The sequence below is a fragment of the Pantoea allii genome (assembly GCF_002307475.1).
GTDB lineage: Bacteria > Pseudomonadota > Gammaproteobacteria > Enterobacterales > Enterobacteriaceae > Pantoea > Pantoea allii.
Window position 1 is genome coordinate 1 of record NZ_NTMH01000025.1, and the last position, 13,522, is coordinate 13,522.

At 53.7% G+C, this 13,522-nt stretch carries 13 protein-coding genes and 1 riboswitch; of the genes, 6 read left to right on the forward strand and 7 right to left on the reverse strand.

Annotation, left to right across the window (positions count from 1 at the left end; genetic code table 11):
• Positions 1–561 precede the first annotated feature (561 nt).
• Together purH and purD are read left to right on the forward strand one after the other, a co-directional pair.
• Complete coding sequence (gene purH / locus CMR03_RS08640; protein WP_096011312.1) at positions 562–2,151, forward strand: bifunctional phosphoribosylaminoimidazolecarboxamide formyltransferase/IMP cyclohydrolase; 1,590 nt, start codon at positions 562–564, stop codon at positions 2,149–2,151.
• 16 nt (positions 2,152–2,167) lie between these two features.
• Complete coding sequence (gene purD / locus CMR03_RS08645) at positions 2,168–3,448, forward strand: phosphoribosylamine--glycine ligase (RefSeq protein ID WP_063877953.1); 1,281 nt, start codon at positions 2,168–2,170, stop codon at positions 3,446–3,448.
• A 36-nt stretch (positions 3,449–3,484) separates the two neighbouring features.
• On the opposite strand, the gene CMR03_RS08650 is transcribed toward purD, so the two are convergent.
• The 6 genes from CMR03_RS08650 to nudC form a co-directional block, all read right to left on the reverse strand.
• Positions 3,485–4,147 carry a DUF1481 domain-containing protein gene (locus CMR03_RS08650; RefSeq protein ID WP_063877952.1) on the reverse strand — a complete coding sequence of 221 codons (663 nt, stop codon included), beginning with the start codon at positions 4,145–4,147 and terminating at the stop codon, positions 3,485–3,487.
• A gap of 67 nt (positions 4,148–4,214) precedes the next feature.
• Positions 4,215–4,487, reverse strand: coding sequence for a nucleoid-associated protein HU-alpha (gene hupA, locus CMR03_RS08655; protein ID WP_006121511.1), 273 nt, complete (start codon positions 4,485–4,487; stop codon positions 4,215–4,217).
• 188 nt (positions 4,488–4,675) lie between these two features.
• Positions 4,676–5,266 (reverse strand): YjaG family protein, encoded by a 591-nt coding sequence (locus tag CMR03_RS08660; protein ID WP_063877951.1) that lies wholly within the window; start codon positions 5,264–5,266, stop codon positions 4,676–4,678.
• 62 nt (positions 5,267–5,328) lie between these two features.
• Positions 5,329–5,997, reverse strand: a complete 669-nt coding sequence (gene nfi, locus CMR03_RS08665) for a deoxyribonuclease V (RefSeq protein WP_096011313.1) — start codon at positions 5,995–5,997, stop codon at positions 5,329–5,331.
• Complete coding sequence (hemE, locus tag CMR03_RS08670; protein ID WP_096011314.1) at positions 5,997–7,067, reverse strand: uroporphyrinogen decarboxylase; 1,071 nt, start codon at positions 7,065–7,067, stop codon at positions 5,997–5,999. The genes nfi and hemE overlap by 1 nt, the downstream gene beginning before the upstream one ends.
• 40 nt (positions 7,068–7,107) lie before the next feature.
• Complete coding sequence (nudC, locus tag CMR03_RS08675) at positions 7,108–7,878, reverse strand: NAD(+) diphosphatase (RefSeq protein WP_063877948.1); 771 nt, start codon at positions 7,876–7,878, stop codon at positions 7,108–7,110.
• A gap of 197 nt (positions 7,879–8,075) precedes the next feature.
• On the opposite strand from nudC, the gene CMR03_RS08680 reads away from it, so the two are divergent.
• The 3 genes from CMR03_RS08680 to thiE all read left to right on the forward strand — a co-directional run bounded on the left by CMR03_RS08680 (position 8,076) and on the right by thiE (position 11,502).
• Positions 8,076–8,579 (forward strand): Rsd/AlgQ family anti-sigma factor, encoded by a 504-nt coding sequence (locus CMR03_RS08680; RefSeq protein ID WP_063877947.1) that lies wholly within the window; start codon positions 8,076–8,078, stop codon positions 8,577–8,579.
• A gap of 182 nt (positions 8,580–8,761) precedes the next feature.
• Positions 8,762–8,861: riboswitch (TPP riboswitch) on the forward strand.
• 85 nt (positions 8,862–8,946) lie between these two features.
• Positions 8,947–10,869, forward strand: coding sequence for a phosphomethylpyrimidine synthase ThiC (gene thiC / locus CMR03_RS08685; RefSeq protein WP_096011315.1), 1,923 nt, complete (start codon positions 8,947–8,949; stop codon positions 10,867–10,869).
• The gene (gene thiE / locus CMR03_RS08690; RefSeq protein WP_096011316.1) at positions 10,870–11,502 is read left to right on the forward strand and encodes a thiamine phosphate synthase; all 633 of its coding nucleotides are present in this window, start codon (positions 10,870–10,872) and stop codon (positions 11,500–11,502) included.
• A gap of 114 nt (positions 11,503–11,616) precedes the next feature.
• On the opposite strand, the gene CMR03_RS08695 is transcribed toward thiE, so the two are convergent.
• Positions 11,617–13,149, reverse strand: a complete 1,533-nt coding sequence (locus CMR03_RS08695) for an aminotransferase-like domain-containing protein (RefSeq protein WP_096011317.1) — start codon at positions 13,147–13,149, stop codon at positions 11,617–11,619.
• 174 nt (positions 13,150–13,323) lie between these two features.
• On the opposite strand from CMR03_RS08695, the gene CMR03_RS08700 reads away from it, so the two are divergent.
• Positions 13,324–13,503: a DUF1127 domain-containing protein gene (locus tag CMR03_RS08700; protein ID WP_096011318.1), complete on the forward strand. Its 180-nt coding sequence runs from the start codon at positions 13,324–13,326 to the stop codon at positions 13,501–13,503.
• The last annotated feature ends 19 nt before the right edge of the window (positions 13,504–13,522 follow it).

Below are 13,522 nucleotides of genomic sequence, written 5' to 3' on the forward strand. Positions count from 1 at the left end.
ACTCGTGAGACTTGATATTTTTTACGTCCGGAGACGCTGATATCAATCCTGCGAGTGCCCACACAGATTGTCTGATAAATTGTTAAAGAGCAGTGCGAACAGCGGGTTAACCGTCTGTCGCGAGGTGGCGTATATTACGCTTTCCTCCTTCAGAGTCAACCTCTTTTTCAGAAGTTTTTCTCCGGCGGCTCAGTTTCCTGAACCTCTCAACACCGCATTCCGTAAGCCGTTGTGCCGTGTCGATGGAGGCGCATTATAGGGAGTTCTCTCAGGCTGACAAGGGCTAAATTCAATAAAAATGACCGTTCGCTGCATTCCACAGCAAAACCCCACTTTATACGCAGTTACACACAAAGTTATCCACATTCCTGGAAGCGTTAAATTTAGACGAGCATCACGCAAACGTTTTCGCTACAATGCCCCGCAACGCAATGGATGCCCCTTTTCGGGGCGTTACCTGAAGTTTTTACGCTTTTGCTTCTCTATATAGAGAGAAGTGAGCACGCAAGCTTGATGTAACGCTCTTATTTACGCGAATCAAAGCCAAGGGATAAAACCACCATGCAACAACCTCGTCCTTTACGCCGCGCCCTGCTCAGTGTTTCTGATAAAGCCGGCATCCTCGAATTTGCTCAGGCACTCTCCCAGCGCGGTGTTGAGCTACTCTCCACAGGTGGTACCGCTCGCCTGCTGGCAGAGGCGGGACTGCCCGTCACCGAAGTGTCTGACTACACCGGTTTCCCGGAAATGATGGATGGACGCGTTAAAACACTGCACCCAAAAGTACACGGCGGTATTTTAGGACGTCGTGGGCAAGATGATGCCGTAATGGCGCAGCACGCTATCAGCCCTATCGATATGGTGGTCGTAAACCTTTATCCCTTTGCCCAAACCGTCGCAAAGCCGGATTGTTCACTGGAAGACGCTGTCGAAAATATTGATATTGGCGGCCCAACGATGGTGCGTTCGGCAGCCAAAAACCACAAAGACGTAGCGATTGTGGTTAAGAGCAGCGACTACCAGGCCATTATCGCCGAGCTGGACGCCAACCAGAACTCGCTCACGCTCGAAACCCGTTTCGATCTGGCGATTAAAGCTTTTGAACATACCGCCGCGTACGACAGCATGATCGCCAACTATTTTGGCAGCCTGGTCCCGGCTTATCATGGCGAAACCAGCCAACCTGCAGGCCGCTTCCCGCGGACTCTCAATCTTAACTTCATTAAAAAGCAGGATATGCGCTATGGCGAGAACAGCCATCAGGACGCGGCCTTCTATATAGAAGAAGATGTGCAGGAAGCATCAGTCGCTACCGCCAGGCAGGTGCAGGGCAAAGCGCTGTCTTATAACAACATCGCGGATACCGATGCCGCGCTTGAGTGCGTGAAAGAGTTTGTTGAGCCCGCCTGCGTTATTGTCAAACATGCTAACCCTTGTGGTGTCGCTGTGGGCGAGTCCATTCTGGCGGCTTACGAGCGCGCTTATCAGACTGACCCCACTTCTGCCTTCGGCGGCATTATTGCCTTTAACCGCGAGCTGGATGAGGCTACCGCAAAGGCCATCATCAGTCGGCAGTTTGTTGAAGTCATCATCGCCCCTGCGGCAACGGAAGCTGCGCTGAAAATTACGGCGGCTAAACAGAACGTCCGCGTTCTGGTATGCGGTAAATGGCAAGGTCGGGTCGCCGCCCTTGATTTCAAACGTGTGAACGGAGGTTTGCTGGTTCAGGATCGCGATCTCGGTATGGTCGATGCCAGCCAGCTACGCGTGGTAAGTCAGCGCCAGCCTTCAGAGCAGGAGTTGCGTGACGCGCTGTTCTGCTGGAAAGTAGCCAAATTCGTTAAGTCTAACGCGATTGTCTATGCACGAGACAACATGACCATCGGCATTGGTGCCGGACAGATGAGCCGCGTCTACTCAGCCAAAATTGCAGGCATTAAAGCCGGTGATGAAGGTCTGGAAGTGAAAGGGTCCGCGATGGCTTCCGATGCTTTCTTCCCGTTCCGCGACGGCATTGATGCCGCTGCTGCCGTGGGCGTCAGCTGTGTGATTCAGCCGGGCGGTTCTATTCGCGACGATGAAGTCATTGCGGCAGCCGATGAGCATGGCATTGCCATGATCTTTACCGATATGCGTCACTTCCGCCATTAATTCTGTGGAGCGTTTTATGAAAATTTTAATCATTGGTAACGGCGGACGTGAACACGCACTGGCCTGGAAGGCAGCACAGTCGCCGCTGGCGGAAACCGTTTTTGTTGCACCGGGCAATGCAGGCACCGCACTGGAACCTGCGTTGCAGAACGTCGACATTGCACCAACCGATATTCCTGCCTTACTGGCCTTCGCCCAGCGTGAACAGATCGATCTCACCATCGTTGGCCCTGAAGCGCCGCTGGTGTCAGGTGTCGTTGATGCGTTCCGTGCGGCGGGCTTAAAAATCTTTGGCCCGACCCAGGCCGCCGCGCAACTGGAAGGATCTAAAGCCTTTACCAAGGACTTCCTGGCACGTCATAACATCCCGAGTGCGGAGTACCAGAATTTTACAGAGGTCGCCCCTGCGCTGGCTTATCTTCGTGAAAAGGGCGCGCCGATTGTCATCAAAGCCGACGGACTGGCAGCCGGTAAAGGTGTCATTGTGGCAATGACACTGCAGGAAGCAGAAGACGCCGTGCACGATATGCTGGCAGGCAATGCGTTTGGTGACGCGGGACACCGTATTGTTATTGAAGAGTTCCTGGACGGCGAAGAAGCCAGCTTTATTGTGATGGTTGATGGCGAGAACGTGTTGCCGATGGCCACCAGCCAGGATCATAAACGCGTGGGTGACGGCGATACCGGACCGAACACCGGGGGAATGGGCGCGTATTCCCCTGCCCCGGTTGTAACCGATGCGATCCACCAGCGCGTAATGGATCAGGTCATCTGGCCAACCGTGCGCGGCATGGCGGCAGAAGGCAACGTTTATACTGGTTTCTTATATGCCGGGCTGATGATCGATCAGGCGGGTCAGCCGAAAGTGATCGAATTCAACTGCCGCTTCGGCGATCCAGAAACGCAGCCTATCATGCTGCGCCTGCAGTCGGATCTGGTGGATCTCTGTCTGGCGGCCTGCGACGGAAAGCTAGACCAGAAGGATTCCCAATGGGACCCGCGTCCATCGCTTGGTGTGGTGCTGGCCGCTGGCGGCTATCCCGGTCACTACAATAACGGCGATCACATTCAGGGTCTGCCGCTGGAAGAGGTTGCCGACGGCAAAGTTTTCCACGCTGGGACTCGCCTTGAAGACGATCGGGTGCTGACCAACGGCGGACGCGTTTTGTGCGTCACCGCCTTAGGCGACGATGTCGCTGCGGCACAGAAACGGGCTTACGAACTGGCTAAACCGATTTCCTGGCAAGGCAGCTTCTGCCGACGCGATATCGGCTATCGTGCAATTGACCGTAAATAAAGAACGAAGGGGCACCCAGTGCCCCTTTTTACTGTCTCAGAAGTCTGCCTCTTCAGGCGCATCTGCACACTCATCTTTTTGACTGACACGCAGTAGCTGCACGCCTTCAGGGGCTTCCAGCCACGAAATCATCAACGGTCCCGTCTTATTGCTGCGGTAATGTGTTAGCGTCTGCAGGGCATAACTGTCAAAAGCAGGCGTCACCTGCTGGCCCTCACAGGTTTCCACAGCCCTTCCGCCTGACCAGTGCCCCTGTTTCAAGAACACACGACCACTTAACAGCGCATCGCTGACTTCGCGCATACGTTGTGCATCGAACTTGTAAAGCTCCACTGCATCTGGACTGACTGCCTCACGGCGCGTCGCGAGCTGGCGCTGCATGAAATTAAGGCTGCCATTTTGATCAAAGCGTAAGGTGACGTCGTCTGGCTTATCGCCTTTGACCTGACGCTCTACGCTGATTAAGTCATCCCCAAGCCAGCGATAATCAGTAATTTCACTTTTTTCACTGTTGAACGGATTGTACAGCGTACGAATATGTACCGAATGATGATCGGTATTTTTGCGCCAGATACGTACACTGCCGCGATCGGCAAGGTAACCGCTGGCCGAGAAAGCCGGGATGTCGGGGGTTGAGCTGCACCCGATAATCAGTGAGGAAAGGAACAGGGCAGATAATCGCTGGAACAGCGTAGTCATGGTGGCTGGCCCTTAAACAAAAGGGGCGAAATCGCCCCTGTTTAAAACGTTACCGCAATGCGACGTCTTACTTAACGGCGTCTTTCAGAGCTTTACCAGACACGAATGCAGGTACGTTTGCCGCAGCGATTTTGATTTCTTTGCCAGTCTGTGGGTTACGACCGGTACGCTCAGCGCGGTGGTTCACTTTAAAAGTACCAAAACCAACCAGTTGTACAGCATCACCCTCTTTCAGAGACTCGGTGATTGCAGCCAGAGTAGATTCCAGCGCTGCCTTAGCCTGGGTTTTAGACAGGTCAGCTTTTTCTGCGATCACATCAATCAGTTGAGTCTTGTTCATAAGTTATCCTTAAAGTGTATTTATCGCTTGCTAAGCAACGAGTGCGAGGGAAAAGCCAGCTTCGGGCACTCTTCAGCCTGCACGCACCGATAGCCACAATTTTCAGCCCCCCAAATGTAGACCAGACAGGGGGCTGATGTGAAGCCTCCAGGCGCGCTAATTAAGGCCTGAAGTCACGTTTTCTCGCCTTATTGCTGAATTTTTATACCGATGTTACTAATTCCCGCCTCACGCAGGTCGGATCGCAGACCTTTTATCAATTCAAGGTCTCGCTCTTCACAATCCGCGAGCAGGCGAAAAATCTCCCATTGCAGGTCCCATTCGTCGATGACAGCCGGATTTTCTCGCAGCTCTTCATCGGTCATTTCGCGACCTTCGTGAGTCATTTCCAGAATGGCAACGGTGGTGATCGAAGTCTTACTGACTTCAATCGCATGCTCAAGCGTTTCACCGCTTAACTGCGAGTGCAGGACTTCACTCAATGCAACGCAGGCATCAATTGCCGGATACACACCGTATACCTCAAACGCATCACCATCGGGAATCGCTGCTTCAAGCTTTTCCAGTTGGCTGTCAAAATTGATCTTTGCGTCTTTTACCGTCAGCGTTTCCCAAATCAGGTCCAGGATACGGCGGTAAAGGGCAGGATCGGCAAACTCGGTTTGCTGGCAAAAAGCCACGTAGTTGGGATACATGCGCTCGCACAGGCAAGCCATAAACGTCAGATGTTGCCAGCTTTCCAGCTTGGTCAGACGCAGATGCACAGGGTTTTGTAACATACACAGAGCTCTTATTCATTTCGCTGGCGGCAGTGTAACGCAAAAGCGCCATACAAACAGTGTTAAAGCGCGCTTTGCCAGCGCAGAAATGCGGGGCGTTGGGATGCCACAGCATCCGCCCAGCGGGTAGGTTCCGGTAAACGGTATCCCTGTGTACACTTTTCGACCCACTGCAGGGCGCTGTCCAGACTGACGCGGTGCCCGGTGGCCACAAACAGCGGATTACAGCGCGCCTTGCTGCGCCATACCCAGCCAATTTGCTCACCTTTGTCCACTAACGGCTGGCGACTGCCGGGGGTTTCATCCAACGGCTCAAAGCGCCCGCACAGACGTTTTTTCGCGACGCCGATAGTGGGGACATCGACCATCAACCCAAAATGCGAAGCCACACCGAGCCGGCGTGGATGTGAAATGCCATGACCATCTACAAATAACAGGTCGGGCTTCTGCTCCAGCATGTTCCATGCCGCCAACAGAGCCGGATACTCACGGAAAGAAAGGAAACCGGGAATGTAAGGCATGGTGGTGTCAATGCGCGCGATGCGATGCTCCACCAGCTTCAGGGACGGGTATTCAAGAATGACCAGCGCAGCACGCGTGACTGCACCTTCCTGCTCAAAACCGACGTCTGCGCCACCGATAAAGCGTGGCGGCAGTACGTCAAAATCATCCTGCCGCACGACCTCTGCGGCACGCTGTAATTGCTCCGCGCGGAGTGCAGCGATATCCATTAAGACTCCTGATGATACGGGCGTGAGAGCCGGTGCACCGACTCAACAAATACACCTGCGTGCTCTGGCGGCACATCCTGATGGATGCCGTGCCCAAGATTGAAGACGTGGCCTTCGCCCTTGCCGAACCCGTCCAGGATCGTAGCGACTTCCTGCTCAATTCGCGCGGGCGGTGCGTAGAGCATGGATGGGTCCATGTTGCCCTGCAAAGCGACTTTGTGGCCAACGCGACGACGGGCTTCGCTGATATCGATCGTCCAGTCAAGACCAAGTGCGTCACAGCCCGTCTCGGCAATCGCTTCCAGCCACTGCCCGCCATTTTTGGTAAACAAGGTGATCGGCACGCGACGGCCTTCGTTTTCATGTAGCACGCTGTCGACAATTTTATGCATGTAGTAAAGCGAGAACTCACGATAGTCGTTCCCGGTTAACACGCCGCCCCAGGTGTCAAATACCATCACCGACTGCGCACCGGCGCGAATCTGGGCATTGAGATAGAGAATGACGCTGTCAGCCAACTTATCCAGCATGGCATGCAGCGTGGCCGGCTCGGCGTACATCATTTTTTTAATTTTGGTGAAGGCTTTGCTACTTCCCCCTTCAACCATGTAGGTCGCCAGTGTCCACGGGCTACCTGAGAAGCCAATTAAAGGCACCTCGCCATTGAGGTTTTTACGGATGGTGCGCACCGCGTTCATCACGTAACCCAGTTCCTGCTCAGGATCGGGCACGGGCAGGCGATCGACATCGGCACGGCACGTTACTGGATTAGAGAAACACGGGCCTTCACCCGTTTCGAAGTACAGCCCTAACCCCATGGCATCAGGAATGGTGAGAATATCACTGAAGAGGATTGCCGCATCCAGCTTGAAGCGACGCAGGGGTTGGAGGGTGACTTCGCAGGCCAGTTCGGCATTCTTGCATAGCGACATAAAATCACCCGCCTGGGCGCGCGTCGCTTTATATTCCGGCAAATAACGCCCGGCTTGCCGCATCATCCATACGGGGGTGACATCTACAGGCTGGCGTAACAGGGCGCGCAAATAACGGTCGTTCTTCAGTTCACTCATGTCAGGACTCTCTCGGTATCAAGCGAGTAGTGTAGCACTCTCACGCCTCAGCGCGGCAGAGGGCCACGGTATCTTCAATTAATCGACGGGCAACGGTACCGGGCGGAGGAAGTAACGGCAGCGCATCAAAGCGGAACCATCCGGCGTCCAGCAGCTCTTTACCGTCATGCTGTAACTCACCGCCATCATATTCCGCCATAAAGGCCATCATCAGGGATTGCGGAAAGGGCCAGGGTTGCGATGTAACATAGCGAACATTCCTGACACGCACATTGCTTTCTTCCATCACCTCACGCGCGACAGCCTGTTCAATGGTTTCACCGACCTCAACAAACCCGGCCAGCACAGTGTAAATGTTATTACGATGGCGCGCATGATTAGCCAGCAGGATCTCGTCCCCCCGGCGAATCGCAACGATAATGCAGGGCGCAATTTGTGGATAGTAACGTTCACGACAGTGACTGCACAGACAGGCAAACTCACGCTTGCTGGGGTGCATCTCATGACCACAGTAGCCACACCAGCGATGAGAGCGATAAAACTCGGCCAGTTGTACACCGCGCCCCGCCAGCTGAAATAGCGCCGGATCTTCGTTAAGCAACTGCCGCAGCGACAGCATATCCTCTGAACGTGCTTCGCAAACCAGCCAGACTTTCTCACTCTGCCATTCGCCGATAACGCGTCCCTGATGGCCTGTCAGGCCAAACTGTTGCGCATTACCGTGGGGGAGATCCCCTTGCGGTAACCAAATTTTCTGTTCGCTGCTGACAATCCACCATCCAGCGTCTACGCTTGAAATTTCGCATTGCATTTATTTCGTCATCCTTAGCGTCAACCCGCACGCTGAAGTCCCGATGTTAAGTGTGTAGATGAACAACTATACCCAAATAATTCTGGTTGCAAGACGACAGCACGCTTATTTATCCCCGACTGGCTCGTGGAGAACAAGCGCAATTGACGCATCGCTAATCTGAAATATGAAGGTGCATAACTCATACGGAGTTAACTATGCTCAACCAGTTAGACGTTCTGACCAAACGCGTAGGTGGCAGTAATGAACTGGTAGATTCATGGCTGGCCGCTCGCCGCCAGCTATTGGTTTCTTATTATCATTTGGTCGGTATTAAGCCAAAGAAAGAGGCACTGACTCGTCTGGATGAACAGGCGCTTGATAACTTTTGCCATAATCTGGTCGATTACCTGTCATCAGGCCACTTTAGTCTTTACCAACGCCTGATCGGTGAAATGGACGGCACCAGCCCGTTGCTGGCCGCCACGCAGATTTATCCCTCGCTGGAAGCCAACACCGAAAAACTGATGCAATTGTATGACGGGCATCTTCAGCAGGCGATTGATGACGATAACTATGTCACCTTTCAGAATGCCCTGTCAGAGGTGGGTGAAGCCCTTGAAGGACGCTTTACCCTTGAGGACAAGTTAATTCAGATGGCATGGGATAACCACCTTACCCCGCCCGTGGCTAACGACAGCGAAATTGCCCGCCCTGCCTAAAACCTCATCGATTGTAAAAGACTTGTGATTAGTAAAAAGCCCCCTTATGCTGAGTGGGCTTTAAACGTAATGCCTAATGTAGTCGGTGTTTTACGGTTGAAACGTTACCTACACGTCCTGCTCTCGTTATCGGTTCTTTACAGGTAAGGCAGCGCAGGCGTCGTCGCGTAAAGCGTTAAAACCACATCTTGTCGGAGTGCCCTCTGGGCTGAGACCGTTAATTCGGGATCCGCGGAACCTGATCAGGTTAGAACCTGCGAAGGGAACAAGAGTAAATTTATACGGTACGCCACCGGATGGTGCCAGCAGTGCCGTTACTCCTTCCGAACTCCGGACAAGCAACCTTCCCACTTACTGGAATATTGCTATGTCTACTGCTAAAACGACCCGTCGCGAACAACGTGCTCAGGCACAGGAATTTATTGATTCTCTTCAGGGCGGCAGCGCCTTCCCCAACTCAAAACGTATCTGGCTCACCGGCAGTCGCGACGATATTCGTGTCCCGATGCGGGAAATTCAACTCAGCCCTACCCTGATCAGCGGCAGTAAAGACGCGCCTGTTTATGAGGAGAATGAGCCCGTACCGATTTATGATACGGCGGGCGCCTATGGCGATCCGGCTGCACAAATCGATGTTCATCGCGGGCTGGATAAACTGCGCGCGCGCTGGATTGAAGAACGTGATGACAGCGAGAATCTGATGCAAATCAGCTCAGCCTACACGCAGCAGCGGCTGGCCGATGACGGGCTGGATCATCTCCGTTTTGAACACCTGCCAACGCCGCGTCGCGCTAAAGCCGGCCGCTGCGTGACCCAGTTGCACTATGCACGCCAGGGCATTATCACGCCGGAGATGGAATTTATCGCGCTGCGGGAAAATATGGGCCGGGAACGCATCCGTGGTGAAGTGCTGTTACAACAGCATCCGGGGCACAGCTTTGGCGCGCATTTGCCGGAAAATATTACACCTGAGTTTGTGCGTCAGGAAGTGGCAGCCGGACACGCCATCATCCCGGCGAATATCAATCATCCTGAATCCGAACCCATGATCATTGGGCGCAACTTTCTGGTGAAGGTAAATGCGAATATTGGCAACTCCGCCGTGACCTCCTCCATTGAGGAAGAGGTGGAAAAGCTGGTGTGGTCAACCCGTTGGGGCGCGGATACCGTTATGGACCTCTCTACAGGGCGCTACATCCATGAAACCCGCGAATGGATTTTGCGTAACAGCCCGGTGCCGATCGGTACAGTCCCGATTTATCAGGCGCTTGAGAAAGTTAACGGTGTAGCAGAAGACCTGAACTGGGACATCTTCCGCGATACCTTGCTGGAACAGGCTGAACAGGGCGTGGATTATTTTACTATCCATGCTGGCGTGCTGTTGCGCTATGTCCCCATGACCGCGAAACGCCTGACCGGCATCGTCTCTCGTGGTGGGTCCATTATGGCGAAGTGGTGCCTGTCGCATCACAAAGAGAGCTTTCTCTATGAGCACTTCCGCGACATCTGTGAAATTTGTGCTGCTTATGATATTTCGCTGTCGCTGGGAGACGGTCTGCGTCCGGGATCAATTCAGGATGCCAATGACGACGCGCAGTTTGCAGAACTGCACACCTTGGGTGAGCTGACAAAAATCGCCTGGGAATACGATGTACAGGTCATGATTGAAGGCCCCGGTCATATTCCCATGCAAATGATCCGTCGCAACATGACTGAACAGCTGGAACACTGCCATGAAGCGCCGTTTTACACCCTGGGTCCACTGACCACCGATATTGCTCCGGGTTACGATCATTTTACCTCTGGCATTGGTGCGGCAATGATTGGCTGGTTCGGTTGCGCCATGCTCTGCTATGTCACGCCGAAAGAGCACCTGGGTCTGCCGAATAAAGACGATGTGAAACAGGGTTTGATTACCTACAAGATCGCCGCGCACGCCGCCGATCTGGCAAAAGGCCATCCGGGGGCGCAGATCCGCGACAACGCCATGTCGAAAGCGCGTTTTGAGTTTCGCTGGGAAGATCAGTTTAATCTTGCACTGGACCCCCATACGGCACGCGCTTACCACGACGAAACCCTGCCGCAGGAATCAGGCAAGGTTGCGCACTTCTGTTCCATGTGTGGCCCCAAATTTTGCTCAATGAAAATTACCCAGGAAGTACGCGACTATGCCGCGAAGCAGGAAGCAGAAGCCCAGGCGATTGAAGTGGGGATGGCAAAGATGTCAGATAATTTTCGTGAGCGCGGCGGTGAGCTCTATCATCCCGCAACCGCCCTTAAGGAGGAATAAATGGACGCCTTTCCCGCCACCGCACCACGCTTAGGGCTGTATCCGGTTGTCGACAGCGTTGAATGGATTGAACGTCTGTTAGACACCGGTGTGCGAACCCTTCAGCTTCGGATCAAGGATCAGCCCGATGAGGTGGTTGAACCCTTTATTATTCGGGCTATCGCCGCAGGTAAGCGCTATCAGGCACGTCTGTTTATCAATGATTACTGGCAGTTGGCGATTAAACATCAGGCTTATGGCGTTCATCTGGGCCAGGAGGATTTAGACGTCGCGAATCTTCAGCAGATTTTGCACGCTGGCTTGCGACTGGGGCTGTCAACCCATGACGATGCGGAGCTGGATCGGGCGCTGGCGCTGCGCCCTTCTTACATTGCACTGGGGCACATCTTCCCCACGCAGACGAAAGCGATGCCTTCTTCTCCGCAAGGGCTGGCTGAACTTAAACGCCATTTGGGTCGGCTGGCGGGCATCTCTACTGTCGCGATCGGTGGCATCAGCATTGCCCGTGCGCCTGAGGTCTTAGCCACCGGCGTCGGCAGCATTGCGGTGGTGAGCGCGATTACCCAGGCAGAAGACTGGCAGGAAGCCACGCGTATTCTGCTGCAGCTTGCCGAGCCTGAAACCGCGCATTAACTGGCGTTATCGCGCAAAAATACGCGCAGTCAGTGCAATCGGTAGATAAAAACTGGAAAGCCGCGCACGGCAATTCATCTTGCTGCTGGCGCGGTTTTTTAATGCCCTTTAAAGTCACAGGCGTCCAGCAGGGATTGCCGGACCAGGGCCAGCCTCCTCCTCTTTCTGGCCCTGCTTCTCAACTGCAGGTTCAGAGAGATAAGGGACTGACTCCATCAATTTATCATGGGTGCAGGCTATGATTGCCTGCTCCACGGCCTTGCCGGTTATCGCCAGTGCCCGTTCGATGGTATCACTGGCGGGCAGCGCGTAATTCAGACGCAGGCAGTTACGATATTTGCCCGAGGCGGAAAACAGCGAGCCGACAGCAATCTGAATACCCGACTGGCACAGCGTGTTATTAAGCTGCACCGCATCAAAGGCTTCTGGCAGTTCAATCCACATCAGAAAACCGCCCTGAGGCCGCGTAACGCAGATCCCACAAGGAAAATAGTACCTGACCCAGCAAATAAAGGTTTCGTAGTTGTGCTGATAAACCTGACGCATCCGCCGTAAATGGGTCTGGTAGTGCCCCTGACGAATAAACTCCGCCACCGCATGCTGCGGCTGGGTCGCGGTGGAGCCGGTGCCGATATATTTCATATGCAGTACCCGATCGCGGTAGCGTCCCGGCGCAACCCAACCGACGCGTAAACCCGGTGCCAGCGTTTTGGAAAATGAACTGCACAGCAACACGCGCCCATCTTCATCCATAGATTTAATGGATGACGGTCGCGGGTACTCCCAGGCCAGTTCACCATACACATCGTCTTCAATAATCGCTGCGTCAAAACGTTGCGCCAGGGTCAGCAAGGCGCGCTTGCGCTTCTCGGGCATGATAAAGCCAAGCGGGTTATTACAGTTAGGCACCACTACGACAGCTTTAATTGGCCACTGATCAAACGCCAGCTCCAGCGCCTCAAGACTGATGCCCGTCACCGAATCCGTGGGGATCTCAATGGCGCGAATGCCAAAACCACGCAGCGTCTGCATAATGCCGTGAAAGGATGGAGATTCCACGGCGATGATATCGCCCGGCTGGCAGACAGCACGAACGGACACGGACAGTGCTTCATGGCAGCCGGTTGTTATTACAATGTCTTCAAGGGTAAGCTGGCAACCGCTGTCAATCATCAGTCGGGCGATCTGCTCCCGTAGGCAGGCTACACCATACAGATTATCGTAATTCAGCAGGTGACTTTCCTGCTTCTGAGCCTGTCGGCTAAAGGCTTTCCAGAGGGGTTTCAGGGTGGATTGTGTTAAATCCGGCATGCCGCTGCCCAACTGCAATATATCGTCTTCCAGCCGGCTGTTTAGGAGTTCAAATACCGCATCCCACTGGGTTATTTCTACGGGTCGTTGCACCGGTCGGGTCAGTGCCGGGATGGGCGGCATCGCCTTATGGGGCGCAACAAAGTAGCCTGAACGCGACTGTGGAACGATTAACTGTTTCTGCTCCAGCAAATAATACGCCTGCTGCACCGTGCTGATACTGACGCCGTGCTCAGCACTCAGACTCCGCACTGAAGGTAAACGTTCGCCGCTCCGATACAGCCCCTGCTCAATGCGCTTTTCCAGCAGCATGGCCAAATGTTGATATCGCGTCATTGTATGCCCTGTGAAAATTGACCGCCCCGTAAAGCAGTACAGATAGGGATTATTTCTACCATTCAGTTCGCCTGCAGCGCAATCTGTATGTTAAATATTTGCTTATCGTGCATCTGTATTGAAAATACGCTCTGCGTGAAAATGTTTCTCAGATAAACAACTGAGGGCAGGATCATGGGATATGAAGAAAACCGCGCGGCCAGGCCATTTACGATAAGACCGTTTCGTTTCTTACGCCTCGTCTGGGGCAGCATCAGACGCTGGCAATGTCAGCGTGAAACCCGGGCTATTTTATCCCGGCTCAGTGACTGTCAATTAAAAGACATTGGGCTAGACCGAAACGATATCCGCTGATGATATTTAAGATAAAAAA

What these genes read in the sequence shown, in the direction of transcription:
- CMR03_RS08650 (WP_063877952.1), bottom strand. Translation starts at nt 4,147, where the DNA reads ATGACTACGCTGTTCCAGCGATTATCTGCCCTGTTCCTTTCCTCACTG.
- hupA (WP_006121511.1), bottom strand. Translation starts at nt 4,487, where the DNA reads ATGAACAAGACTCAACTGATTGATGTGATCGCAGAAAAAGCTGACCTG.
- nudC (WP_063877948.1), bottom strand. Translation starts at nt 7,878, where the DNA reads ATGCAATGCGAAATTTCAAGCGTAGACGCTGGATGGTGGATTGTCAGC.
- purD (WP_063877953.1), top strand. Translation starts at nt 2,168, where the DNA reads ATGAAAATTTTAATCATTGGTAACGGCGGACGTGAACACGCACTGGCC.
- CMR03_RS08660 (WP_063877951.1), bottom strand. Translation starts at nt 5,266, where the DNA reads ATGTTACAAAACCCTGTGCATCTGCGTCTGACCAAGCTGGAAAGCTGG.
- CMR03_RS08680 (WP_063877947.1), top strand. Translation starts at nt 8,076, where the DNA reads ATGCTCAACCAGTTAGACGTTCTGACCAAACGCGTAGGTGGCAGTAAT.
- CMR03_RS08700 (WP_096011318.1), top strand. Translation starts at nt 13,324, where the DNA reads ATGGGATATGAAGAAAACCGCGCGGCCAGGCCATTTACGATAAGACCG.
- hemE (WP_096011314.1), bottom strand. Translation starts at nt 7,067, where the DNA reads ATGAGTGAACTGAAGAACGACCGTTATTTGCGCGCCCTGTTACGCCAG.
- purH (WP_096011312.1), top strand. Translation starts at nt 562, where the DNA reads ATGCAACAACCTCGTCCTTTACGCCGCGCCCTGCTCAGTGTTTCTGAT.
- thiC (WP_096011315.1), top strand. Translation starts at nt 8,947, where the DNA reads ATGTCTACTGCTAAAACGACCCGTCGCGAACAACGTGCTCAGGCACAG.
- nfi (WP_096011313.1), bottom strand. Translation starts at nt 5,997, where the DNA reads ATGGATATCGCTGCACTCCGCGCGGAGCAATTACAGCGTGCCGCAGAG.
- thiE (WP_096011316.1), top strand. Translation starts at nt 10,870, where the DNA reads ATGGACGCCTTTCCCGCCACCGCACCACGCTTAGGGCTGTATCCGGTT.
- CMR03_RS08695 (WP_096011317.1), bottom strand. Translation starts at nt 13,149, where the DNA reads ATGACGCGATATCAACATTTGGCCATGCTGCTGGAAAAGCGCATTGAG.